The sequence below is a fragment of the Streptomyces sp. NPDC050263 genome, assembly GCF_040655955.1.
In the GTDB taxonomy this organism is placed as follows: domain Bacteria; phylum Actinomycetota; class Actinomycetes; order Streptomycetales; family Streptomycetaceae; genus Streptomyces.
The window spans coordinates 65,970-88,374 of the sequence record NZ_JBFAKW010000016.1; the positions used below are offsets into that span (position 1 = coordinate 65,970).

Annotated in this window: 23 protein-coding genes and 1 pseudogene; 11 read left to right on the top strand and 13 right to left on the bottom strand. The window is 71.1% G+C overall.

Annotated elements, in window-relative coordinates:
* Positions 1-98 precede the first annotated feature (98 nt).
* Together AB0J04_RS10560 and AB0J04_RS10565 are read left to right on the top strand one after the other, a co-directional pair.
* Entirely contained in the window at positions 99-896 is a 798-nt protein-coding gene (locus AB0J04_RS10560) for an SAM-dependent methyltransferase (protein ID WP_363167977.1), read from the top strand.
* A 118-nt stretch (positions 897-1,014) separates the two neighbouring features.
* Complete coding sequence (locus AB0J04_RS10565; RefSeq protein WP_363167978.1) at positions 1,015-2,412, top strand: S1 family peptidase; 1,398 nt, start codon at positions 1,015-1,017, stop codon at positions 2,410-2,412.
* A gap of 63 nt (positions 2,413-2,475) precedes the next feature.
* Here the strand turns inward: AB0J04_RS10565 and AB0J04_RS10570 are convergent, their stop codons facing one another.
* Positions 2,476-2,646: a hypothetical protein gene (locus AB0J04_RS10570; protein WP_363167979.1), complete on the bottom strand. Its 171-nt coding sequence runs from the start codon at positions 2,644-2,646 to the stop codon at positions 2,476-2,478.
* 111 nt (positions 2,647-2,757) lie between these two features.
* The gene (locus AB0J04_RS10575) at positions 2,758-3,921 is read right to left on the bottom strand and encodes an ROK family transcriptional regulator (RefSeq protein WP_363167980.1); all 1,164 of its coding nucleotides are present in this window, start codon (positions 3,919-3,921) and stop codon (positions 2,758-2,760) included.
* A gap of 183 nt (positions 3,922-4,104) precedes the next feature.
* Between AB0J04_RS10575 and AB0J04_RS10580 the strand changes: the two genes are divergently transcribed.
* The 4 genes from AB0J04_RS10580 to AB0J04_RS10595 are packed head-to-tail and all read left to right on the top strand — an operon-like array spanning position 4,105 to position 8,561.
* Positions 4,105-5,010, top strand: coding sequence for a sugar ABC transporter permease (locus AB0J04_RS10580; protein WP_363167981.1), 906 nt, complete (start codon positions 4,105-4,107; stop codon positions 5,008-5,010).
* A gap of 14 nt (positions 5,011-5,024) precedes the next feature.
* Positions 5,025-5,966 carry a carbohydrate ABC transporter permease gene (locus AB0J04_RS10585; RefSeq protein WP_363167982.1) on the top strand — a complete coding sequence of 314 codons (942 nt, stop codon included), beginning with the start codon at positions 5,025-5,027 and terminating at the stop codon, positions 5,964-5,966.
* Between the two features lie 10 nt (positions 5,967-5,976).
* Complete coding sequence (locus AB0J04_RS10590; protein WP_363167983.1) at positions 5,977-7,326, top strand: sugar ABC transporter substrate-binding protein; 1,350 nt, start codon at positions 5,977-5,979, stop codon at positions 7,324-7,326.
* Between the two features lie 32 nt (positions 7,327-7,358).
* The gene (locus AB0J04_RS10595) at positions 7,359-8,561 is read left to right on the top strand and encodes a Gfo/Idh/MocA family oxidoreductase (RefSeq protein WP_363167984.1); all 1,203 of its coding nucleotides are present in this window, start codon (positions 7,359-7,361) and stop codon (positions 8,559-8,561) included.
* Positions 8,562-8,587: 26 nt separating this feature from the next.
* On the opposite strand, the gene AB0J04_RS10600 is transcribed toward AB0J04_RS10595, so the two are convergent.
* The 6 genes from AB0J04_RS10600 to AB0J04_RS10625 form a co-directional block, all read right to left on the bottom strand.
* A complete protein-coding gene (locus AB0J04_RS10600) occupies positions 8,588-9,283 on the bottom strand; it encodes a L,D-transpeptidase family protein (RefSeq protein WP_363167985.1) in 696 nt (231 codons plus the stop codon).
* 103 nt (positions 9,284-9,386) lie between these two features.
* Entirely contained in the window at positions 9,387-10,736 is a 1,350-nt protein-coding gene (locus AB0J04_RS10605) for an MFS transporter (protein ID WP_363167986.1), read from the bottom strand.
* A gap of 81 nt (positions 10,737-10,817) precedes the next feature.
* On the bottom strand, positions 10,818-11,768 hold the full coding sequence (locus AB0J04_RS10610; protein WP_363167987.1) for an SDR family oxidoreductase: 951 nt from the start codon (positions 11,766-11,768) through the stop codon (positions 10,818-10,820).
* An 89-nt stretch (positions 11,769-11,857) separates the two neighbouring features.
* Positions 11,858-12,229, bottom strand: a complete 372-nt coding sequence (locus tag AB0J04_RS10615; protein WP_363167988.1) for a DUF4180 domain-containing protein — start codon at positions 12,227-12,229, stop codon at positions 11,858-11,860.
* A gap of 71 nt (positions 12,230-12,300) precedes the next feature.
* Entirely contained in the window at positions 12,301-12,930 is a 630-nt protein-coding gene (locus tag AB0J04_RS10620) for an MBL fold metallo-hydrolase (RefSeq protein ID WP_363167989.1), read from the bottom strand.
* Positions 12,930-14,015: an S-(hydroxymethyl)mycothiol dehydrogenase gene (locus tag AB0J04_RS10625; RefSeq protein WP_363167990.1), complete on the bottom strand. Its 1,086-nt coding sequence runs from the start codon at positions 14,013-14,015 to the stop codon at positions 12,930-12,932. Before AB0J04_RS10625 ends, AB0J04_RS10620 begins: the two co-directional genes overlap by 1 nt.
* 159 nt (positions 14,016-14,174) lie before the next feature.
* On the opposite strand from AB0J04_RS10625, the gene AB0J04_RS10630 reads away from it, so the two are divergent.
* A complete protein-coding gene (locus AB0J04_RS10630) occupies positions 14,175-15,929 on the top strand; it encodes an ABC transporter ATP-binding protein (RefSeq protein ID WP_363167991.1) in 1,755 nt (584 codons plus the stop codon).
* Between the two features lie 67 nt (positions 15,930-15,996).
* On the opposite strand, the pseudogene AB0J04_RS10635 reads toward AB0J04_RS10630, so the two are convergent.
* Positions 15,997-16,274: pseudogene (locus AB0J04_RS10635) on the bottom strand ((2Fe-2S)-binding protein); the annotation flags it as partial.
* A 15-nt stretch (positions 16,275-16,289) separates the two neighbouring features.
* On the opposite strand from AB0J04_RS10635, the gene AB0J04_RS10640 reads away from it, so the two are divergent.
* Positions 16,290-16,556, top strand: a complete 267-nt coding sequence (locus AB0J04_RS10640) for a hypothetical protein (protein WP_363168019.1) — start codon at positions 16,290-16,292, stop codon at positions 16,554-16,556.
* A complete protein-coding gene (locus AB0J04_RS10645) occupies positions 16,538-17,092 on the top strand; it encodes a hypothetical protein (protein WP_363167992.1) in 555 nt (184 codons plus the stop codon). The genes AB0J04_RS10640 and AB0J04_RS10645 overlap by 19 nt, the downstream gene beginning before the upstream one ends.
* A 57-nt stretch (positions 17,093-17,149) precedes the next feature.
* Here the strand turns inward: AB0J04_RS10645 and AB0J04_RS10650 are convergent, their stop codons facing one another.
* Positions 17,150-17,446 (bottom strand): hypothetical protein, encoded by a 297-nt coding sequence (locus tag AB0J04_RS10650; protein WP_363167993.1) that lies wholly within the window; start codon positions 17,444-17,446, stop codon positions 17,150-17,152.
* Positions 17,447-17,617: 171 nt separating this feature from the next.
* Between AB0J04_RS10650 and AB0J04_RS10655 the strand changes: the two genes are divergently transcribed.
* The gene (locus AB0J04_RS10655) at positions 17,618-17,983 is read left to right on the top strand and encodes a nuclear transport factor 2 family protein (protein WP_363167994.1); all 366 of its coding nucleotides are present in this window, start codon (positions 17,618-17,620) and stop codon (positions 17,981-17,983) included.
* A 24-nt stretch (positions 17,984-18,007) separates the two neighbouring features.
* Here AB0J04_RS10655 and AB0J04_RS10660 read toward each other — a convergent pair whose 3' ends face one another.
* Positions 18,008-18,580: a MarR family winged helix-turn-helix transcriptional regulator gene (locus AB0J04_RS10660; RefSeq protein WP_363167995.1), complete on the bottom strand. Its 573-nt coding sequence runs from the start codon at positions 18,578-18,580 to the stop codon at positions 18,008-18,010.
* A 46-nt stretch (positions 18,581-18,626) separates the two neighbouring features.
* Here AB0J04_RS10660 and AB0J04_RS10665 point away from each other — a divergent pair, with 46 nt between their 5' ends.
* On the top strand, positions 18,627-19,499 hold the full coding sequence (locus AB0J04_RS10665; RefSeq protein WP_363167996.1) for a hypothetical protein: 873 nt from the start codon (positions 18,627-18,629) through the stop codon (positions 19,497-19,499).
* Between the two features lie 3 nt (positions 19,500-19,502).
* Here the strand turns inward: AB0J04_RS10665 and AB0J04_RS10670 are convergent, their stop codons facing one another.
* Together AB0J04_RS10670 and AB0J04_RS10675 are read right to left on the bottom strand one after the other, a co-directional pair.
* Positions 19,503-20,297, bottom strand: coding sequence for a hypothetical protein (locus tag AB0J04_RS10670; RefSeq protein WP_363167997.1), 795 nt, complete (start codon positions 20,295-20,297; stop codon positions 19,503-19,505).
* A 118-nt stretch (positions 20,298-20,415) separates the two neighbouring features.
* Positions 20,416-22,380, bottom strand: coding sequence for a ricin-type beta-trefoil lectin domain protein (locus AB0J04_RS10675; RefSeq protein ID WP_363167998.1), 1,965 nt, complete (start codon positions 22,378-22,380; stop codon positions 20,416-20,418).
* Between the last annotated feature and the right edge of the window lie 25 nt (positions 22,381-22,405).

Consider the following 22,405-nt stretch of genomic DNA (forward strand, 5'->3'; position numbering starts at 1 on the left):
TGACTGCCCACCTTGCCCTTTGGCCTTCCCGTTCCCTCCGCCTCTCCCGTTCCCTCTGACTTTCCCTTTCCCTCTGACTTTCCCGCCGGAGTCGACCCATGACAGAGCACACCCGTATCGACACCACCCAGCCGCACACCGCCCGCATCTGGAACTACTGGCTGGGCGGCAAGGACAACTACGAGGTCGACCGGGCAGCCGGCGACCGGATCCGTGAGTTACACCCCGGCATCGGCGAGTACGCCCGCGCCGACCGGCTCTTCCTGGGCCGTGCCGTGGAGCATCTGGTGACCGACGTCGGCATCCGCCAGTTCCTGGACATCGGGACCGGTCTGCCCACCGCGGACAACACGCACGAGGTCGCACAGCGGCTCGACCCGGAGGCCCGGGTCGTCTACGTCGACAACGACCCGCTGGTCCTGGCCCATGCCCGTGCCCTGCTCACCAGCACCCCCGAGGGCCGCACCGACTATCTCGACGAGGACCTGCGCAACGTCGACACGATCCTCGAACACGCGGCGAAGACCCTGGACTTCGACGAGCCCGTCGCGCTGATCCTGCTCGGCGTGGTCATCTTCATCGGCCCCGACGAGGACCCGTACGGTCTGGTCCGGCGGCTGGTCGACCGGCTGCCGGCGGGCAGCCACCTGGTGCTGTCGCACACCGTCACCAGCCCGGCGATGCCCGATGTGGACGAGGCCGTGGCGTTCTGGAACGAGCACGGCACGCCGAAGCTGACCCAGCGCGCCCCCGAGGATCTGGCCAGGTTCTTCGACGGTCTGGAGCTGCTGGAACCGGGCGTGGTGTCCTGCTCGCGCTGGCGTCCGCAGGACACCGGGGACGGAACCGAGCCGGCGGAGGTGGCGATGTTCGGCGGGGTGGCCCGCAGACCCTGAGGCGATCGCTCCCGGACTGAACGCTTGCGGGCCGGCGCACGTATGGAGGTCAGGGCGCTCAACGACCGGAGAGCCCCGCGGTGTTGAGTCCGCGCGTTCAGGGTTTCGGGAGCCATGCATGAGGCACGTACGACGACGGACCGTCCGGCGAGCGACACGGCTGGCGGCGGTCGGCGGACTCCTCCTGGGAGGGGCCATGGTCACGCAGGCGGCCATGGCGAGCGAAACGCCCGGCACGTCCGCGCTGCCACGCACCACGGCGGAGTCCGTCGTCACGAATCCGGGGACCGCTCTCGTTCAGAAGCTCGGCACCGCGCGCACGGCGGGCACCTGGCTCGACTCCGACGGGCGTCCGGTCGTCGCGGTCACCGACGAGGAGACGGCCGCGGCCGTCAAGGCGGCGGGCACCGAGGCGAAGGTGGTCCCGCACAGCATGAACGAGCTCAAGTCGGCCACGGCGACGCTGCGTTCGGCGCCCAAGGTGCCCGGCACGGCGTGGGTGATGGACTACCGGACGAACCAGGTGATCGTGCAGGCGGACAGCACCGTGTCGGCCTCGGACTGGGCGCGGCTGACGGACACGGCCGCCGGCATCGGCAGCTTCGTCCGCATGGAGCGCACCACCGGCGAGTTCACCACCCGGATCAACGGCGCGCTGCCGATCCTGTCCACCGCCGGACGCTGCTCGGCCGGCTTCAACGTGACCAACGGAACGAACGACTTCATCCTCACCGCCGGGCACTGCGGGCCGAACGGCTCGACCTGGTTCTCCGACAACCAGGCCAAGCAGCAGGTGGGCCAGACGGTCAACCAGAGCTTCCCCGTCAACGACTTCTCGCTGGTGCAGTACGCGAGCGGCAAGGCGGGCGCGGGCGCCGACGTGGTGGCGGTCGGCAACGGCAACGGGGTGCGCATCACGGGCACCGGTGACGCGGCCGTCGGCCAGCGGGTGTTCCGCAGCGGCAGCACCACCGGGCTGCGCGACGGCGAGGTCACCGGACTGGACGCGACGGTGAACTATCCGGAGGGCACGGTCAGCGGGCTCATCGAGACGACCGTGTGCGCCGAACCGGGCGACAGCGGCGGCCCGATGTTCTCCGAGGGGATCGCCCTCGGCATCACCTCGGGCGGCAGCGGCGACTGCACGTCGGGGGGCACGACGTTCTTCCAGCCGGTGCCGAAGGCGCTGGCCCAGCTCGGCGTCCAGCTGATCGTGGCGGCGCCGTCCGCCGGCGCGCAGGGCGGCGCGGCCACCTCGTCGACCGGTCCCGCGCCGTCCGCCTCCCCCACCCAGGCGGCGCTCGCCCCGGGGTCGGCGTCCCCGGGCTCGACCACGCCCGCGACGGGCGTCGGGGGCAGTGTGGACCTCGCCGCCCGGCTCACCGACCCCAAGAACATCGGCCCGGGTCTGCTGGTCATCGCCGGCAGCATGGTCGCGCTGGTCGCGACCCGGTACATCCGCGCCGAACAGGACCGCAAGGCCTACCAGCAGTACTACTCGGCGACGTGGAGCTGACCTGCGACGGCAGGAAGGGCACCCGGTCGGGGTGCCCTTTCGGCGGGGGAGGTTCGGGGAGCGTCAGGCCGCTTCGCCGGACTGCGGGGCGGCGGCCCACTCCAGGACGAGCCGCCGGTATTCCTCGCGCTGCTCGACGCTAAGTGTCCCGCCCGACCGGAGCCACAGGGCCCGGATCTCGTCGTTTACCTCTGCGGCCGATCGCTCGGAGAGAGATTCAACAGTGGTGGACATGGTGTGAATCTTACGGCGTCCGGGGTGAAGGCCGCGTGAGTCATCACGAATGAACCGGACATATCGGACGTGTTGCTGATCACGTCCATCTGTCGGCCCGCGAACGGGGGTTCACCCCTCCGTCGCCGCCCCCAGCACCAGCACCTGGATCGCCAGCACGGCGGCCCCGCGCGCCCAGTCGTGGAAGTCGGACACCTTGGTCTCCAGGGCCACCGGGGCGGCCAGCGGGTGCCGATGGGCACGGACGGTCGCCTCCACCGTCGCCCCTCCGACGTCCATCAGTCCGACCCCTTCACCGGCCAGCAGGATCTTCTGCGGCATGACGAAGTTGGCGATCTGCGCGACCAGCGCGCCCAGGGCGCGGGCCGCCTCGTCGACGACCCGGGCGGGCATGGGTTCCCCGGCGGCGGCCAGGGCGAGGATCTCCTCGTAGGTCCGCTCCCGGCCGGTGGCGGCCTGGACCTGGTAGCGGATGTTGGGGATGGTCAGCAGCGAGACGGCGCTGCCGCGCTCGCCGTCCGGGGTGAGGGGGCCGCTGGGGTTCAGGATCCAGTGCCGCCCGAAGTCGCGGTCCTCCTCGGCGCAGGGCACCCGCTTGCCCGCCAGGACCAGTCCGTATCCGATGCCCGCGCCGATGGTGAGGACGACGAAACGGTCGAGACCGCGGCCGGCCCCGAACCACGTCTCGGCCTCCACGAGCGCGGCGACGTCGTTCTCGACGACCACCGGCAGCCCTGTGCGCTCCTCGACCAGGGCGGCGAGCGGAACGTCGCGCCACCCCAGGAAGGCCGACTCGCCCACGACGGCACGATCCTGGACGAGCCCGCCCACGCCGATGCCGATCCCCGCGAGGCCGGGGTGCGCGCCGGCCAGCTCGTCCGCCATCTCGCCCAGCACGGCGACGACCTCGTCGGGGTCGTGCGAGGCGAGCGGACGGTCATGACGGGCGACGACCTCGCTCCTGAGGGTGGTGACGACGCCGTACACCATGTCCGCGGTGATCTTGAAGCCGATGAAGGAGCGGGACTCGGCGACCACGTCGAGCGGCTGCGAGGGGCGCCCCTGTCGAGCCTCCGCCGCGACGCCCCCCTCGGGCACCTCGACCAGCAGGCCCGACTCGATCAGCGGTTTGGTCAGCCGGGTGAGACTGCCCGCGGAGAGGTTCAGCCGCCGCGACAGGTCGGTGCGCGAGAGCGGGCCGTGGACGAGCACCTCGATCGCGACGGAGCGCTCCCCCGCGCTCAGCGGCAGCCAGCTGGCGGTACCTGTGGTCATGAGGGTCAGACTCCCACACGATTTCTTCTGCCCGGTTTCTTTTGCCATGGAAGTATCCAGGTCACTATAGGCACCCATCGGTCGACGGGAAAAGATGTTTCCCTACCTCTTGACGGCTGGATTCTTTCGCCTCAAAAGTAAGTGGCGTCGAGCACGAGCCGCCGCAGACGAGGGAGTCTCCCGATGACCATCGCGTCCAGCAGTCCCCCGGCGCGTCGAGAGGGCCAGGGCGACGGGTGGCTCGCCGCGCTGTTCCTGGCCCCGGCCGTGCTGGGGTTCCTGGTGTTCCTGCTCTGGCCGACGCTGCGCGGGATCTACCTGAGCTTCACCCGCTTCAACCTGCTGACGCCGGCCGAGTGGGTGGGACTCGACAACTACGACCGGATGATCCACGACCCCATCTTCTGGGACTCGCTCAAGGTCACCGTCGAGTACGTCGTCATCAACATCGGCATCCAGACCGTCGCGGCCCTCGCCATCGCGGTGCTGCTCCAGCGGCTCACGCAGTCGGCCCTGCTGCGCGGCGTCGTCCTCACCCCGTATCTGATGTCGAACGTCGTGGCCGGTCTCGTCTGGCTGTGGATCCTCGACACCCAGCTCGGCATCGGCAACGAGATCATCAGCGGCCTTGGCCTCGACCGCATCCCGTTCCTGGCCGACGAGACCTGGGCGATCCCCACCATCGCGCTGATCAACGTCTGGCGGCACGTCGGCTACACCGCACTGCTGCTGTTCGCCGGACTCCAGGCGATCCCGGGCGACATGTACGAGGCCGCCAAGGTCGACGGCGCCGGCGAGTGGCGGATGTTCTGGCGGATCACCATGCCGCTGCTGCGGCCGGTCCTGGCGGTGGTGCTGATCATGACCGTCATCGGCTCGTTCCAGGTCTTCGACACCGTCGCGGTGACCACCGCGGGCGGTCCGGCGAACGCCACCAACGTCCTGCAGTTCTACATCTACGGCTCCGCCTTCGGCCGCTTCCAGTTCGGCTACGCCTCGGCGATGTCCGTCGCCCTGCTGGTCGTGCTGAGCGCGATCACCATCCTCCAGTACCGGCTCACCCGGGCCGGCCGGACCGACCTCGGATGACGGAAGGAGTCACCGTGGCTGCCGTGACGACAGCGCCGACCACCCCGCCGACGACCAAGACCGGCATACCGCCGGCCCGGCGCAGGCTCACCCTCGGGCGGGCCGCCGCCTGGACCGTGATGGGCGCGATCACCCTCATCACCCTGCTGCCGTTCTACTGGATCCTGCGCACCGCGCTGTCCACCAACGCCGGACTGAGCGCCGACCCCACCAGCCCGCTGCCGGTCGGCCTCACCACCAGCGGCTTCGAGCGGGCCCTCGGGCTCCAGTCGGCCGAGGAGGCGATCGCGCAGGGCGGCGCGGGCGGCGGACTGGACTTCTGGCGCTATCTGCTCAACTCGGTGATCGTCTCCACACTGATCACCGGCTGCCAGATCTTCTTCTCGGCGATGGCCGCCTACGCCTTCGCCAGGCTGCGCTGGCGCGGCCGGGACCAGGTCTTCGGCCTGTTCCTGGCCGGGCTGATGGTGCCGACCATCTTCACCCTGCTGCCGAACTTCGTGCTCATCAAGCAACTCCACCTGGTGGACTCGCTGTTGGGCATCGCACTGCCCAGCCTCTTCATGACCCCGTTCGCGGTGTTCTTCCTGCGCCAGTTCTTCATGAACATCCCCCGCGAGGTGGAGGAGGCGGCGCTGCTCGACGGCGCCGGAAAGATCAAGATCTTCTTCCGGGTGATCCTGCCGATGGCGTCCACACCGGTCATCACGCTCTCCGTGCTGACGTACATCACCTCCTGGAACGACTACTTCTGGCCGCTGATGGTCTCCTACAGCGACAGTTCGCGGGTGCTGACGGTGGCGCTGGCCGTGTTCCGCGCTCAGACCCCGGCGACCGGCACCGACTGGTCGGGGCTGATGGCGGCCACCCTGATCGCCGCGCTCCCGATGCTGGTGCTCTTCGGACTCTTCGCGCGCCGCATCGTCAGCTCCATCGGCTTCACCGGGATCAAGTGAGGGAACCTTGATGCGACTTCGTACACTGACCGCGCCGGCCGGAGCGCTGGCGCTGTCCCTGTCCCTGGTGAGCGGCTGCGCGACCGGCGACTTGGCCGGATCGTCCTCGGACACGGTGACGTACTGGCTGTGGGACGCCAACCAGCTGCCCGCCTACCAGGCCTGCGCCAAGGGGTTCGAGAAGGCGAACCCCGGACTGAACGTGAAGATCACCCAGTTGGGCTGGAACGACTACTGGACCAAGCTGACCGCCGGTTTCATCGCGGGCACCCAGCCGGACGTGTTCACCGACCACATCCAGAAGTTCGGCCAGTTCGTCGATCTGAAGGTGCTGGAACCGCTCGACGACATCGGCATCGACGAGTCCGCCTACCAACCGGGGCTCGCCGCCAACTGGCTGGGCCAGGACGGCCACCGCTACGGCGCGCCCAAGGACTGGGACACGGTCGCGCTGTTCTACAACCAGAAGATGACCAAGGCGGCCGGTCTCACCGCCGAGCAGCTCAACGGCCTGTCGTGGAACCCCGAGGACGGCGGCACCTTCGAGAAGGCGATCGCCCGTCTCACCGTCGACAAGAACGGCAGGCGGGGCGACGAGCCGGGCTTCGACAAGGACAACGTCAAGGTCTACGGGCTGGCCACCAACGGCGGCGGCGACGCCGACGGCCAGACCCAGTGGAGCCCCTTCACCGGCTCGGCCGGCTGGAGCTACACGGACAAGGCGCGCTGGGGCACCGACTACCAGTTCGACAGCAAGACCTTCCAGTCCGTCGTGAAGTGGTACTTCGGCCTGGCGAAGAAGGGCTACATGGCGCCCTTCACCGACTACAACATCCAGTCGAACCAGTCGAACGTCCAGGTCGCCTCCGGCAAGGCGGCAGCCTCCTTCGACGGCGCCTGGATGATCTCCACGTACACCGGCTTCAAGGGCCGGGACGTCGCCACGGCGCTGACTCCGACCGGGCCGACCGGCAAGCGGGCCACCATGATGAACGGGCTCGCCGACTCCGTCACCAAGGGCGCCCACAACAAGGCGGGCGCCAAGAAGTGGGTGGCGTACCTCGCCTCCGACGCCTGCCAGACGGTCGTCGGGAAGTACGGCATCGTCTTCCCCGCCACCCCGGCCGGTACGCAGGCCGCCGTGGCCGCCTACGAGAAGAAGGGCCTCGACGTCTCGGCGTTCACCGAGCCCGTCGCGGACAAGAAGGCCTCTCGGACCTTCTCGTACCCGATCACCGACTACGCGGCGGACGTCTACGCCCTGATGCATCCCGCGATGGAGGACATCTACGGCAACGGCGCGCCGGTCAGCGGCCTCGACGAGGTCAACAGCCAGATCGACTTCATTCTCGACCAGTGACGACTCGACCAGTAAGAAGGGGCTCCACCCATATGACGTTCTCCCTCGGCATCGTCGGCGCCGGGCAGTTCTCCGGCCAGTTCGCCAAGCTGTTCCTCGCCCACCCGGGCGTCGGCGATGTCCACGTCACCGATCTCCTCCCGGAGCGCGCCGAACAGCTCGCGGCCGCCGAGGGACTGTCGGGAACCTTCCCCTCGTACGAGGCCATGCTGGAGTCGAAGGCGGTCGACGCCGTCGCGATCTTCACCCAGCGCTGGACCCACGGCCCGCTGGTGGTCCAGGGGCTGAACGCCGGCAAGCACGTCTACTCGGCGGTGCCCATGGCGATCACCCGGGACGAGATCGCGGCGATCATCGACGCGGTACGGTCCACCGGACTGACGTACATGATGGGCGAGACCAGCCAGTACAACCCGGCGACCGTGCACGCCCGCAACCAGATCGCCGAGGGCGCGTTCGGGCGGCTCTTCTACGCCGAGGGCGACTACGTCCATGACATGGACCTGGGGTTCTACGAGGCGTACCGGTACAGCGGCGGCGAGAACTGGAAGGCGACCGCCAGCTATCCCCCGCTGCTGTATCCCACGCACTCGGTGGGCGGGGTCCTCGGCGCCTGGCAGACGCACGCGGTGAGCGTGTCCGCGATCGGGGTGAAGGACGAGCGCGGGGACGGCGTCTTCGACAAGGACGTCAGCCAGTTCGGCAACGACTTCTCGAACGCGACCGCGCTGTTCGAGGTGGCGGGCGGCGGCTCGTTCCGGACGAACGAGTTCCGGCGGGTGGGCTATCCGTCGCACATCCGGGAGTCGCGGTTCCGGTTCTTCGGGACGGAGGCCAGCATGGAGCAGCTCGCCACGGTGGCGTTCTGGCAGGACAAGAAGGGGGTGAAGGACATCAGCGAACTCCTCGAGCCCAAGCCCACGATGTCGCCGGACGACCCGTCGCTCCAGCACATCGCGCCCGAGCTGCGGGCCGCCTTCACCTCCGGCTCGGCCCCGGTCCACGACCGCGCGCGGCTGCCGCGGGAGTTCGACCACCTGCACAACGGGCACGAGGGGAGCCACCACTTCCTGGTGGACGACTTCGTCACCGCCGTGAACACGCGCTCACTGCCGTCGGTGAACGCCTGGGCGGCCGCCCGCTACACCCTGCCGGGCATCGTCGCGCACGAGTCCGCGCGGCAGGGTGGGGCGAGGCTTGAGATCCCGGACTTCGGGGACGCGCCGCAGAGCTGAGCCCTGGCCGATGGGGCCGGGTGCCGTCAGGTGCCCGGCTTGCGGCCGTAGACGAAGACGTCGTCGCCGTTCTTCAGCAGCGACCAGTACTTCTTGGCGGCCGTCGAGGTCATGTTGACGCAGCCGTGCGAGCCCGGCGGGTTCCACATGCTGAGTCCGACCGAGTGGAAGGCCTGACCGCCGTCGAAGAACTGGCTGTAGGGCATCGGCACGTTGTAGATGGTCGACACGTGGTCGATGTTCCGCCAGTAGATCTTCTTCAGACCGGTGCGGGTCTCGTACCCGTTACGGCCGGTGCGGACCGGGACGGGGCCGTAGACGAGCTTGCTGCCGTCCTGGATCCAGCTCAGCTGGAGGGTGAGGTTGACGCAGGCGATGCGGCCCTTGTTGGTCGGGCACTTGCCGGCCTTGTTGGGCTTGTTGCCCACCGCCTTCTGCTTGTTCATGAGGTCCATCACGCCCCAGGTGACGGGCCCGGCGTAGCCGATGTTCGGGGTGATGCCGTGCTTGTTCTGGAAGGCCCGGATGGCCTTGCAGTCGGTGGTCGACTGCTTGCCGTCGACGGGCCGGCCGAGGAACTTCTCGACCTGCTTCTGGTACGGCCCGGCCGTCGTCGTACAGCTCGCGGCCTGCGCCGGTGACGCACCCATCACGAGCGTCAGCGGCGCGACCAGGCCGGTGACGCCGAGCAGGACGGCTCCTCGTCTGCGTATGTCCCCCATGGCTGCCCTCTCCCTGGCACAAGTGGTGGCGATCTCGTCCTTACTAGACCGTCCTGTACGGGCATCGGTTGTAGACAGACTCAAGCTGTGACGAAACAGTGAACTATCTGTTCGTCCGGCCCTCGGCCCGGGCACTGTCACCCGTCCGGATCACGGCGGGTCCGGGGAGGCGGTGGGACTCCTGGGGCGGGAGTTCACGGCGGGTGCGGACCGGCGAGAGGAAGACGGGCAGGAAGTTCGCCGTCAGCAGCGCGCCGCCCACCCAGAGCGTGGCCCGTACGCCGGCCAGCTCGCCGATCAGACCGGAGACGGCGGCGCCGACGGCCAGCGCCCCGGTCAGCATGAAGCGGAACGTGGCGTTCATCCGGCCGAGCAGGGCGTCCGGCGTCATCCGCTGGCGCAGGCTCACACCGAGGACGTTGTCCACGCCGGTCTTGAACAGGGTCAGCACCCAGGCCGCCCCGGCGAGCCAGAGCCAGGGCCCTCGGTCGATCAGGGGCACGAGCAGGGCCGCCGGCGCCAGGACCGGGCCGACGAGGCCGAGCGCCCGCCCGTGCCCGAGGCGCCCGGCCAGCGGGCGGGCGCACCAGGCGCCGAGCAGCAGACCGAGCCCGCCCGCTCCCCAGAACAGGCCCAACACACCTGCGGAGAGGTGGAGTTCGCGGACGAAGAGGATCGGCAGCATGGTGGTGACGATCTGCGAGCCGAAGTTGGTGAGGGCTGCGGTGAGCGCGAGCGCGCGCAGTTCCGCGTTGCCCAGGACGTGCCGGACGCCCTGAGCGATCTGGGCGTGCAGCCTGGCCCCGGGCGGCGGGTGGGGGGTGTCGTCGCCCCGGCGGAGCGCGAAGAGCTGGAGCGCCGAGGCGAGGTACGCGCCCGCCGCGCAGATCACGGCCACGGGCGCGGTGAGCAGTTGGACGAGTCCGCCGCCCGCCCCGCGTCCCGCGATGTTGCCCACCGCCTGGAGGCTGACGACGGCCGAGTTGGCCCGCACGAGGGCGGCGGGGCCGACGAGTTGGGGCAGCGCGCTCTGCGAGCCGACGTCGAAGAACACGGTCGCGCACCCGTTGAGCAGGACCACCGCGTACAGGTGGCCGAGGGTGAGCGCGTCGAGCTGCCAGGCGACGGGCACGGACGAGAACAGCGCGGCCCGGGACAGGTCGGCGACGGTCAGGATGCGGCGGTGCCGTAACCGGTCCACCCAGACCCCGGCCGGCAGCCCGATGAACAGGAACGCCACCGTGCTCAGCGTGGCCAGGGCGCCGACCTGCCCGGGGCTCGCGTCGAGCGCGCCCACCGCGACGAGGGGCACCGCGACATAGCTCACGTTCGTGCCGAGCTGGCTCAGTGCGGTGGCCGAGAACAGGACGCGGAAGTCGCGGACGCGCCAGGGCGAGGCGGTGGGCTCGACGGGGGTCGGTTCGGTGGGCGTCGGTTCGGTGGGGGTCTGCACGGTTGAACGCTGCCCGACGAGCTCCGCGCACGACAAGTGAAAAGATCTACACGGACTGTTAAGCGCGCCTACGCGTACGGCTCAGCGGTACCCGGCGGTGTTCGCCGGCTTTCCCGGGTCCTGGACCTCGACCATGTAACGCCAGGCGTCGGGGCGGCTGCCGTCGAGGTCGGTGAAGCCGTACACCGGGGCGAGACCGCCGCTGGAGAGGGACTGCCCGTTGTAGCGGGCCACTTCGGGGTCGGCGGCGAGCGCGGCGACGGCCCGGCCGACATAGCGGGGCGTCTCGGAGATGGCGAAATGCGGGATGCGCTCGACGGCGTCGCGCCAGTTGTCCTCGCGGACGCCGAAATGTTCGAGCATCATCTCCGAGCGCAGCCAGCCCGGGGTGAGCGCCACGGCGGCGGCCCCGCGCGGACCGAGTTCATGGCCGAGGGCGAAGGCCATCCGCAGCACCGAGGACTTGGCGAGGTCGTAGAAGAAGTTCACGCGGTAGGTGTCACGGTTGTAGTCGTTCGTGCCGTCGGTCATCTCGACGACCAGGCCGCCCGGCCGGCGCAGCAGGAGCGGCAGGGCGTGGTGGCTGGTGACGGCGTGGGTCTCCACGGCGAGCCGGAGCAGCCGCAGCCCGTTGTCGAGGTCGTGCTCCCACACGGGGGTGTCCCACTCGAAGAGGTTCTCGCCGCCCCAGACGTCGTTGACCAGGACGTCGAGGCGGCCCTGTTCCTCGGCGATGCGGTCGACGAGGGCGCGGACCTGTGCGGGGTCGAGGTGGTCGGTGGGGACGGCGACGCCGCGGCCGCCCGCCTCGGTGACGAGGTCCGCGGTGTCCTCGATCGTCTCGGGACGGTCGTACTCGGAGCGTCGGTCGCGGGTGCTGCGTCCGGTCACATAGACGGTCGCGCCGGCCGCGCCCAGTTCCACGGCGATGCCCCGGCCCGCTCCCCGGGTCGCCCCCGCGACGAGTGCGACCTTGCCTTGCAGCCTGCCTTCCAGCCTGGCTTGCGGCGTGCCTTCCGACGGCGCTGACATGTCCGGCCTCCTTCGCGTAGTCCCTCGGTGCCTGTTCTCATCGAGGGTCGCGCGCAAGCCGGACATCTACTGTCGCCATTCCCGGGAAATCACCCGGTGGGGCGCAGCCGGTCGTCGAGTTCGCCGTCGTCGGCCACGAACCAGAGCTGGCGGCCGTGGTTCGACTCGTGCACGAAGTCCCGCAGGGCGGAGCTCTCGGCGAGGTGAGCGGAGATGTCTCCGACGACGGCCAGCCGGATCCGGTAGTTCGCGAACTTCTGGACGACCGCGCCCGCGACCCCGGACCGGAGCCGGAAGAACTCCTCCCCGCAGCGCTCCGCGGGGACCACGACGAGTCCCGCGTCGTGTCCCATGGCGTCGCCGATGAGATCGAGCGCGGCGCGCTCGCCGTCGAGCGCCGGTCCCTCGGGGGCGCAGCGCAGGACGCGGGTGTCGTGCAGGGTCACGAGTGTGGTGGTCATGCCCGTAAGACTACGGCCGACCGCAGGCGCGGTGCCTCCCGGTTTCCCGCCCCGCGCCTGCCGGTTCCGGGTCAGTGCCCCCGGGCGATCCATTCCTCCAGGTGGGGCGCCTCCGCGCCGATGGTCGTCGCTTCGCCGTGTCCGGTCAGCACCTTCGTCTCGGGCGGCAGGGCGAGCAGCCGGTCCTTGATGGAGGTGATGATCGTCGGGAAGTGGGAGTAGGAGCGGCCGGTGGCGCCGGGGCCGCCCTGGAAGAGGGTGTCGCCGGTGAAGAGCACCCCGAGCCCGGGCTCGTACAGGCAGACCGCGCCGGGCGCGTGCCCGGGGGTGTGCAGGACGGTGAGGTCGGCGCCGGCGGCCTCGATGACCTGGCCGTCGGCCAGATGGGCATCGGGCTCCCGGTCCGGGTGGGTGAGTTGCCACAGCGGCAGGTCGTCGGGGTGCAGCCAGATCGTGGCGCCGGTCGCGTCGGCGAGGGCGGGCGCGGCGGAGACATGGTCGTTGTGGGCGTGGGTGCAGACGATGCCCGTCAGCCGGCGGTCCCCCACGGCGGCGAGGATGGCGTCGGCGTCGTGGGCGGCGTCGATGACGATCACCTCGTGGTCGTCGCCGACGATCCACACGTTGTTGTCGACGTCCCAGGTGCCGCCGTCGAGGGTGAACCGGCCCGAGGTGACGAGGTGTTCGATGCGCGCGGTCATCACAGCACCACCACCGAGCGCAGGACGTCTCCGTGGTGCATCCGCTCGAACGCCTTCTCCACCTCGTCGAGTCGGATGGTCTCGGTCACGAACGCGCCCAGGTCCAGGCGGCCTTGGAGGTGCAGGTCGATGAGCATCGGGAAGTCGCGGGAGGGCAGGCAGTCGCCGTACCAGGACGACTTGAGCGAACCGCCGCGTCCGAACACGTCCAGGAGGGGAAGTTCGAGCTTCATCTCCGGCGTCGGCACGCCGACCAGGACGACCGTGCCCGCGAGGTCACGACCGTAGAAGGCCTGCTTGTAGGTCTCCGGGCGGCCGACGGCCTCGATGACGACGTCCGCGCCGAACCCGCCGGTCAGTTCACGGATCGCCTCGACGGCGTCCGTGTCCTTGGAGTTGACCGTGTGCGTGGCGCCCATCGAGCGGGCCGTCTCCAGCTTGCGGTCGTCGATGTCGACGGCGATGATCTTCGCCGCGCCCGCCAGGCGCGAGCCCGCGATCGCCGCGTCGCCCACCCCGCCGCAGCCGATCACCGCGACCGTGTCACCGCGGCCCACGTTGCCGGTGTTGATCGCGGCACCGATGCCGGCCATCACCCCGCAGCCCAGCAGCCCGGCCACCTCAGCCGACACCGACGCGTCGACCTTCGTGCACTGCCCGGCCGCCACCAGCGTCTTCTCCGCGAAAGCGCCGATCCCGAGCGCCGGGGACAGCTCGGTGCCGTCGGTGAGGGTCATCCGCTGCTTCGCGTTGTGGGTGTCGAAGCAGTACCAGGGGCGGCCGCGCTGACACGCCCGGCACTGCCCGCACACCGCACGCCAGTTCAGGATCACGAAGTCACCCGGCGCCACGTCCGTGACGCCCTCGCCGACCGACTCCACGACGCCCGCCGCCTCATGCCCGAGCAGGAAGGGGAACTCGTCGTTGATCCCGCCCTGCTTGTAGTGCAGGTCCGTGTGGCACACCCCACAGGCCTGGATCTTCACCACGGCCTCACCGGGACCGGGGTCGGGGATCACGATCGTCTCCACCCGCACCGGCTCGTTCTTCCCCGGCGCGATCACTCCGCGTACTTCCTGCGGCATGGGGCTGCCCCTTTCATCGGCGTCGTCCGTCCCAGGTCCGACCCTACGCGTGACTGATCGGTAAGGGCACGGCGGACAGTCCCGGAAGCCCTCCTTCCGGCCGGCCGGCCAGGCCGTCGACGTAGCCTGGGGGCTCCGACGCACTCCCCGAGGAGCCCCGTGGCCATCGCACAGACCGCCGACGACCGACCCCCGTGGCGGCTGCTCCTCGACTACGTGCGGCCGCACCGCTGGACCCTGCTCGCGGGCGCGGTGCTCTCGCTCGTCACCGGCGCGACCGGGCTGCTGCTGCCGCTCGTGGCCCGGGAGTTGATCGACGACCTGGGCCACGACCGCACGATAACCGGTGCGTTGGTCGCGCTGTCGGCGCTGGTCGTCGCCAACGCGACGGTGGGCGCGCTGGGTTCGTACGTGCTGCGGCGCACGGCGGAGTCGGTGGTACTCGGTGCGCGGCGGGCGCTGTCCTCGTATCTGCTGCGGCTGCGGATCACGGCCGTCGACCGGAGCGAGCCCGGCGATCTGATGGCCCGCATCACCTCCGACACGACGCTGTTGCGCGAGGTCACCACGGACTCGCTGGTGGGTCTCGGCACCGGCGGGCTCACGCTGGCCGCCACGGTCGTGATGATGGGCCTGGTGGACCCGGTGCTGCTGGGGGTCACGCTGGCCGTGATCCTGTGCGCGGGCACGGTCCTCGGGGTGATCGTGCCGCGCATCAACCGGGCGAGCCGGCGCGCGCAGGACGCGGTGGGCGTGATGGGGGCCTCGCTGGAGCGGGTGCTGGGCGCGCTGCGCACGGTGAAGGCGTCGGGCGCCGAGCACCGTGAGGAGGCGACGCTGCACGCGGCGGCCGAGGAGTCCTGGCGGCAGAGCGTGCGGGCCGCCAAGTGGGCGGCCGCGGCGGGCAACACGGCCGGGCTGGCGATGCAGACCGCCTTCATCACCGTCCTCGCGGTGGGCGGGGCGCGGGTCGCCACGGGCGCGATCGAGATCGGCACGCTGGTGGCGTTCCTGCTGTACGTCTTCTATCTGATGTCGCCGATCCAGCAGGTCGTCGGGGCGATCACCCAGTACCAGACGGGTTCCGCGGCGCTGAGCCGGATCCAGGAGGCGCTGCGGCTGCCCGCCGAGCCCGTGTCCCGGCCCGCGCCGCTCCCGTCGCCCGCCGCCGAGCCGGCCTCGCTCGCCTTCGCCGACGTCCGCTTCCGGTACGCGGACGATCTGCCGTACGTCCACCACGGGGTGACGTTCGCCGTGCCCGCCCGGGGCATGACCGCGTTCGTCGGACCGTCGGGCGCGGGCAAGACCACGGTGTTCTCGCTGATCGAGCGGTTCTACGAGCCCGAGTCCGGCACGATCTGCGTCGACGGCCGCGATCTCGTCGACTGGGATCTGTCGCAGCTGCGCTCCTCCATCGGCTATGTGGAGCAGGACGCCCCCGTGCTGTCCGGCTCGCTCCTCGACAACCTGCTGCTGGGGAACGCGGAGGCGGACGACGACACGGTGGGGCGCGTGCTGAAGACGACCCGGCTCGACGGCCTGGTCGCGCGGCTGCCGCAGGGTCTCGACACTCTGGTCGGACACCGCGGGACGAAGCTGTCCGGCGGTGAGCGGCAGCGGGTGGCCATCGCCCGCGCCCTGCTGCGCCACCCCCGGCTGCTGCTGCTCGACGAGGCGACCTCGCAGTTGGACGCGGTGAACGAGGCGGCGCTGCGCGACACCGTCGCCGACGTCGCCCGGACGACGACCGTCCTCGTCGTGGCCCACCGGTTGTCGACGGTCACGATGGCCGACCGGATCGTCGTGATGGACGCGGGCCGAGTCCGTGCGACGGGCACGCACCGTGAGCTCGTGGCGGGCGATCCGCTCTACGCGGAGCTTGCGGCGACCCAGTTCCTGGCGACGGTCGACTGAACCGGCCCGGGCCGCGGTTCGCGGCTGCGCATCGCGCGGCCGCGGGCGGCCGGGGCAACTCCTGGGCGAGTCGGCGCAGGCGTTCGGCGTCGCCGGTGCGCGGGCAGGTTCCGCAGGCCTCGGCCGGCTCGATGGCGTAGTACATGCAGCAGTCGGCGCGGGCGCGTGTCGTGTGCCGACGTCCGTCCCGGTCCGTGAGGTGCCGGAAGCCGGCGCCCGTCGGGTACGGCGTCAGGCCGTGCGGGAGCACCTCGGTGGCCGCGCGCACCCGGCCTCCTCGCTGCCGAGGACCCGGCCCAGGCACCACAGGCCGGAGCCGAGGTCGTCGCCGACCAGGCCCCACAGGGGCGGCGGGTCGCCGTGCTGCCGCGCGTCGACCCGCCGGTGGGGCAAGGGTCGTCGGCGGGCAGCTCGCTCGCGATGGGCGGCCGTCCGACGCCGTCCGGCGTGGACCCCGCCGACGCCGAACGACTGATCCGCGTGCTCGCCGCCGGGACGACGTATCCACACCTCGAACTGCGCGGTGTGCACGCCCACTTGGCGAGCGTGCTGGAGGCCGCCGAGCAACTGGCGGCGGCGGAGGCGGTGGGCTGGGCCACGGGCTCGGGGTGCGGCTCGCGGAGGTGAACGCCGGCGGCGGCATGACCGTCGACTGCGCGCGTCCGGAGCGGCGCTTCGACCGGGCGGCCTACGGCGCGGGGCCGGCACGACCGACCGAGGCGCACCCGGGGCTCACCCCGCGCATGGAGCCGGGGCGGGCGCTGACCGGGTACTGCGGCTGGTACGTCACCGAGGTGCTGGAGGTGAAGGAGAGCCACGGGGAGGATTCGCGGTGGTCCGGGGGCGGGACGCATCATCTGCGGACCCCGGCGACGAGGGCCACGACCAGCCGTGCGCCGTGCCGCCGGTGGAGGACTGGCCGCACCCCGTGGCCCCGGCCCGCCGCGCGCGGAGGCGAGGTCACGCTCGCCGGTCGGCTGTGCACGCCCAAGGACACCCTGGCCCGGCGGGCGCCGGCGCCCGGACTGCGGGCGGGTGACCGGGTGGCGTTCTCGCCGGCGGGGGCATACGCGTGGAACATCTCCCACCACGACTTCCTGATGCACCCGAGGCCCGGCTTCCGCTTCTTGGACGAAGCCCTCGGGGAGACCGGCGAGGGCTGAACGTCGGCGGGGGCCGCCCGGTCGTCCGGACGGCCCCCGCGAGGAATGGCGCCGAGCTCACTGGATCGCAGGCAGCAGCCCGGTGACGGGGGCGGCGAGGTCGGTGACCTGGTGCAGCTCGTTCAGCTTTTCCAGCTGGCTCACGTTCTTGAGCTCGCGCAGCTGACGGGAGACCGGCGGCAGGTCGGCCCGGTGCGCCGCGGGAATCTGGCTCGCGGCGAGCGTGTCCAGCGTGGTGATCGGGTTGAACCGGCCGGCGTCCGGGGCTTCGGCCGCGCTCGCCATGGGCGCCGCGAGGCCGGTGACCCCGGCGGCGAGTGCGGCGATGGCGGCGATGCGTCGAGTGGAGATCATGCCCTCAGCAACGCGGCGGGCACTCCCGTGGACACGGGCGGGCGGCCGCGCTCACCCGACGGGTGGAGCGGGCCCGCTGCGCTTGCCGAGCCCGGCGGGCCGGAGGAGCCTCGAAGGTGAGGGTCCGGCGGCTCCTCCTCCCCTGGGCCGCGACCCTCGGAGGAGGTCACCATGGGCACCACGGCAGGCTCCGCTTTCGACACCGAGACCCTGCGCAGGGGCGTCGAGGGACAGACCCCGACGGCACTGCTGTCGCTCTACGCCGACGACGCCGAACTGCGCGTCATCGACCACAACACCCAGCCCAGCCGCCCCAGGGTGCTGCACGGCCGGGACGAGATCGCTCAGTTGCTCGACGACGTCTACAGCCGGGACATGACCCACAAACTGGAGGAGTGCGTCGTCCAGGGCGACCATGCCGCCTTCAGCGAGTCCTGCCGGTACGCGGACGGTGTGCGCGTGCTCTCCGAGTCGATGATCACACTGCGGGACGGCAAGATCGTCGACCAGACGTTGATCCAGGCATGGGACGAGTAAGGAGGAAGACCGCGGGGATCCAGGTCACCTCCCGGCTGACCTGGACCTTCGCGGTGCGGGCGGGGCTGGGGCGGTCCCGTCCGGCCCGGTCTGCGCTGCCAGCACCAGTGTTCGCAGCAGGTCGGCGAGTGTCTCTCGCTCTGCTGCGGACAGCGCTGAGAGCAGCGCGCTCTCACCCGCCTCCTCCGACGCCGCGTGCCGTTCGAACGCGGTGCGGCCGGCATCGGTGAGCCGTACCCGCACGCGTCGGCGGTCGCCGCGCTCGTGGGTGCGGACGATCAGGCCCGCGTCCTCGAGGGGGCCGAGCCGGGCGGAGAGCGCTCCGCGGGTCAGGCCGAGCAGGTCGGCGAGGTGTGACGGACCGGTCTCGTAGGGCGGGCCCTGGCGGCGCAGCATCAGCAGGATCTTGAACTGGCCGTGGGCCAGCCCGCCCGAGTCGAGGGCGTCCCGGCGGGTCTGCTGCAGGTACCGGCCCAGTACGGCCAGCCGCGCGACGATCTGCTCCTTGACCGGGTCCATCCAGTCGAGTTCCTTCGCCCACACCGCGACCTGCCGGTCGATCGAGTCCTCCATGCGCTGCCCCTCGCTGTTCGCCACAGTAGTTTTCTTGTGGATGGTTTTCCTCCTGACTACCGTCCCCCGCATGCCGATTGCCACCGCTTATCTTCCTGTCGCCGAACTCCTTTCCGCCTCACGCGAGTTGAGCAGCGCGGGCCGTTGGGAGACGGCCGTACGTCTCCTCGACTCGCTGTCGGTCACCGATCCGGACACGCGTGCGCGCGTCGCGGTGACCGCCGCCGAAGTCGCCCTGGAACGGGACTGGTTCAGCGGGACGGACACGGCGGCGGAACGGATCGCCGCTGCGGTCACGGTCGCAGCCGCGGCCGCGATCACGGCCGGGGAGAAGGAGACGCACGCGGCTCCGGGCCGCACCGCCTGGGATCTGGAGTTCGTACGGCTGCGGCACGACTACGCCCGGCTGCTGCTCGTCGACGGCAAGCTGCGGTTCGGGCCCGACGGCAAGGATCCCGAGGCGCTCGACGCGCTGCGCGGCAGGGCGCGCGCCCTGCGCGACGGCGCGCCGGACGGCCTGCGGTGCGGCTGGGCGGCCCTGTACCTCGGCCTGATCACCGACAACCACTTCGCCGAGCGCACGGCCGCGCCCGCCCACTACGCGGCCGCGCTGCGGGCGGCCGAGGCGGGCCCGGACGATCTGCTGGCCCGGGAGGCCCTGCGTCACCTCGGCGACCACGACTGCGGGGACCACGCCCACGCCCTGGACCGCTGGCGCCGGGCCACCGCCCTGGGCGCCCGGGCGGGCGCCGTCCCCGGCACCCTCTCCCAGCAGTTGCTGCTGGCGGTCCTGGCCCGGGACACCGACGACGAACCGGCCGCCCGAGCACTGGCCACGGAGGTGACCCGCTGGGCGGAGGCGATCGGCGCGACCCGGCTCGCGCAGCAGGCGAGCGCGTTCCTGGGCGGCACGGACCCGACGGCCCCGCCGCAGGACAGGTGACGGTCAGGCCTGCGCCAGGGTGTCGGCGCCGCCGGGGGCGTCCTCGGTCGGGGTGCGGGCGTGGCGGCGGATCACCGCGCCCAGCAGGACCAGCGCCACCGTCGCTCCGGCGCCGACGGGGAAGGCCGGCCAGTACGCGGGGACGTCTGCGAAGGCCGTGCGCATGAGGAGCGCGAGGAGCACGAACACGCCGACCGCCCAGCCGAGCGCACAGGGGCCGAAACGATCGTCCCGGCCCAGCCGGACCCGGCCGGCCCGGGCCGTGAGGAAGGCGGCGGCGGACACGGCGAGGGAGACGAGGTAGCCGGTGATCAACGGCATCAGCACGACCAGCGTGACGTCCAGCGCTCCGAAGTGCCAGCCCCGCCAGACGTTTCGGCCCTCGATCTCCACGACCCGCCCGTGCCACAGGCCGACCTGGACCCGTCTGCCCTCCCAGAGATCCCGCCCGGCCCGCTCCTCGACCTTGTCGACCGTCTTGTGCCCATCGCCCAGGGCGAGTCGGACCGTGAAGTCGGTGTGGCTGAAGAACGCGCCGCCGCCGCCCGCCCGGCCGCCGCCCGAGTATCCGGAGACCGTGTGCGAGGTCACCTCCGTCACGGTCGCCACGGCGGTGTCCAGGGACCCGTTCGACCGGGCCAGCGCGACGGCCGTCTCCTCGTAGGTGCGTCCGGCGAGCAGCAGGATCAGGACGGCCATGACGAGCCGGAACACCGCCCGCCGGACCCGTCTGCCCATGGCCGGGACCGTCTCGGCGCTCGCCCCCACACCCGCCCCGGCCTCACTCGTGTCCGACATGGTCCCCCCTGATCCCGCACGTCGACAGGGAGAAGGGATGCCCGGTCGGATCAGCTCTGACACGCGATCCGGGCAGGCACGCGCGCACGTGCCCGCCCGGACGCGACGGACCGGACCGTCAGGTCAGCGTCCACTTCTGGTTGTCGGCGGTGCCGCAGGTCCACAGGACGATCGGGGTGCGGTTGGCCGTGCCCGCGCCGTTGGCGTCGAGGCAGAGACCCGCGTTGACGTTGGTGATCGTGCCGTCGCCGTTGACGTTCCACTTCTGGTTGTTCTGGCCGTTGCAGTCCCAGATCACGACCTTGGTGCCGTTGGTCGTGCCGAGGTTGTGGGCGTCCAGGCACTTGTTGCCGTACACCACGAGTTCCTTGCGGGAGGTGTACGTCCAGGCCTGGTTGGAGCCGCCGTTGCAGTCCCACAGCTCGGCCTGGGTGCCGTTGGTGATGGTGCTGTTGTACATGTCCAGGCAGCGGCCGGACTGTGTGCCGACGACGAGGTTGCCGTTCGCGCCCGGTAGCGGTTTGACCGTGATGTCGGCGAGGGTCGGGGCGTTCGTGAAGGTCAGCGTGTTGGCCGAGCCCTTCGACAGGGCGACCTGGAGGGTGATCGTGCCCTGCGCGGAACCGGTCGGCGGGAAGGAGACGGTCGTCGTGGTCTGGCCGTTGACCTTCAGCGTCGCGGTACGGGCGGTCGAGCCGGTGTTGGTGTAGGCGACGTCGACGACCTTCAGGCCGGTGCTGCCGGCGACCACGCCGGAGAAGCTCGACGTGCCGGTGTAGGTGCTGCCCGAGGCCTCGGTGCCGCCGGTCACGGTGAGCATGACCGAGCCGCCCGCCGGAACGCTCGCCGTGTAGCTCGTGGCGTACGTGCCGACGTCGGCGCGCGCCCACAGGTCACGGACGGTCGCGGAGGCGTCGGTGAGACCCAGGTCCGACCAGCGGACGGTGATGTTCTGCGCGGAGGAGGTGCGGTTGAGCAGGACGGCGGCGCGCCTGCCGGTGCCGGCGAGGACCTTGCCGTAGACCTGCGCCCCGGTGGTGTCCTCGGCGACCTTGACGCCCTGGAGGCCGCGCGCGTCCTGGTCGACGGCGATGACCTCGGGGTTCTTGAGGGTGTTCGCCGTCTCGGTCGTCATCGTGGTGAGGTCGTTGCCGGCCAGGAGGGGGGCGCCGGAGATGGCCCACAGGTTCATGTGGGTGCGGTTCTGGGCGGCGGTGAAGCCGGTCATGCCGACCATCAGCATGTCCGGGTCGTTGTAGTAGCCGGTGTGCTGGGCCGTGGGGTGCAGGCCCTGGTCGAAGTTGGACAGCAGGTTCGTCATCGACGGCGAGTTGCCGTAGTAGACGATGTCGGTGCTGGTCCGGAACATCGGGGCGAGGCCGGGGGCCCAGTTCCAGGTGTTCTGGTAGCCCCAGTTGCAGATGGAGAGGGTGAGCGGGCGGCCGGTGGCGGCCGTCGCCTTCGTCACCGCCGAGCTGATCGCGGTGTACGTCGTCGCCGCGTCGAGGCCCTCGGCGTCGCCGCCGCACCAGTCGACCTTCACGAAGTCGAAGCCCCACTGCGAGAACTGGAGCATGTCCTGGTCGTAGTGGCCCTCGCTGCCGCTGCCCGGGGCGGCGGGGCGCCCGGTCGGGTAGTAGTAGCCGCAGCCGTCCTTGCCGGCGTCGGTGTAGATGCCGGCCTTGAGGCCCTTGCTGTGGATGTAGTCGGCGATGGCGCTCATGCCGCCGGGCCACTCGGACTCGTCGACGGTGATGTTGCCCGCGCTGTCGCGGGTGCCCTGCCACCAGCCCTCGTCGATGTTGATGTACTGGTAGCCGGCCGCCGGCAGGCCCGCGGCGACGAACGCGTCGACCTGCTGCTTGACGACGCTGTAGTCGATCTTCGCGGCGAAGCTGTTCCAGGAGGCCCAGCCCATCGGGGCGGTGGGCACGGAGATCTGGCGCGTGGTCGCGGCCCGGGCCGTGCCGGGCTGGACGAAGAGCAGGGCGGCGGTGGCCGTCAGTAGGAGGGCGAGGGCCCGTGCGGCGGCTGATCTCCAGCGCCGGGCGGGGCCCGAGCGGGGGGAGGGTGGGGGAAACATGCGGCGGCTCCGGGATACGAAATAT

Bases quoted from the DNA above. Each gene is read 5' to 3' on its own strand.
- AB0J04_RS10670 (WP_363167997.1), bottom strand. From the start codon at position 20,297: ATGTCGGACACGAGTGAGGCCGGGGCGGGTGTGGGGGCGAGCGCCGAG.
- AB0J04_RS10595 (WP_363167984.1), top strand. From the start codon at position 7,359: ATGACGTTCTCCCTCGGCATCGTCGGCGCCGGGCAGTTCTCCGGCCAG.
- AB0J04_RS10600 (WP_363167985.1), bottom strand. From the start codon at position 9,283: ATGGGGGACATACGCAGACGAGGAGCCGTCCTGCTCGGCGTCACCGGC.
- AB0J04_RS10620 (WP_363167989.1), bottom strand. From the start codon at position 12,930: ATGACCGCGCGCATCGAACACCTCGTCACCTCGGGCCGGTTCACCCTC.
- AB0J04_RS10655 (WP_363167994.1), top strand. From the start codon at position 17,618: ATGGGCACCACGGCAGGCTCCGCTTTCGACACCGAGACCCTGCGCAGG.
- AB0J04_RS10675 (WP_363167998.1), bottom strand. From the start codon at position 22,380: ATGTTTCCCCCACCCTCCCCCCGCTCGGGCCCCGCCCGGCGCTGGAGA.
- AB0J04_RS10580 (WP_363167981.1), top strand. From the start codon at position 4,105: ATGACCATCGCGTCCAGCAGTCCCCCGGCGCGTCGAGAGGGCCAGGGC.
- AB0J04_RS10625 (WP_363167990.1), bottom strand. From the start codon at position 14,015: ATGCCGCAGGAAGTACGCGGAGTGATCGCGCCGGGGAAGAACGAGCCG.
- AB0J04_RS10615 (WP_363167988.1), bottom strand. From the start codon at position 12,229: ATGACCACCACACTCGTGACCCTGCACGACACCCGCGTCCTGCGCTGC.
- AB0J04_RS10570 (WP_363167979.1), bottom strand. From the start codon at position 2,646: ATGTCCACCACTGTTGAATCTCTCTCCGAGCGATCGGCCGCAGAGGTA.
- AB0J04_RS10650 (WP_363167993.1), bottom strand. From the start codon at position 17,446: ATGATCTCCACTCGACGCATCGCCGCCATCGCCGCACTCGCCGCCGGG.
- AB0J04_RS10575 (WP_363167980.1), bottom strand. From the start codon at position 3,921: ATGACCACAGGTACCGCCAGCTGGCTGCCGCTGAGCGCGGGGGAGCGC.
- AB0J04_RS10590 (WP_363167983.1), top strand. From the start codon at position 5,977: ATGCGACTTCGTACACTGACCGCGCCGGCCGGAGCGCTGGCGCTGTCC.
- AB0J04_RS10565 (WP_363167978.1), top strand. From the start codon at position 1,015: ATGAGGCACGTACGACGACGGACCGTCCGGCGAGCGACACGGCTGGCG.
- AB0J04_RS10665 (WP_363167996.1), top strand. From the start codon at position 18,627: ATGCCGATTGCCACCGCTTATCTTCCTGTCGCCGAACTCCTTTCCGCC.
- AB0J04_RS10560 (WP_363167977.1), top strand. From the start codon at position 99: ATGACAGAGCACACCCGTATCGACACCACCCAGCCGCACACCGCCCGC.
- AB0J04_RS10610 (WP_363167987.1), bottom strand. From the start codon at position 11,768: ATGTCAGCGCCGTCGGAAGGCACGCCGCAAGCCAGGCTGGAAGGCAGG.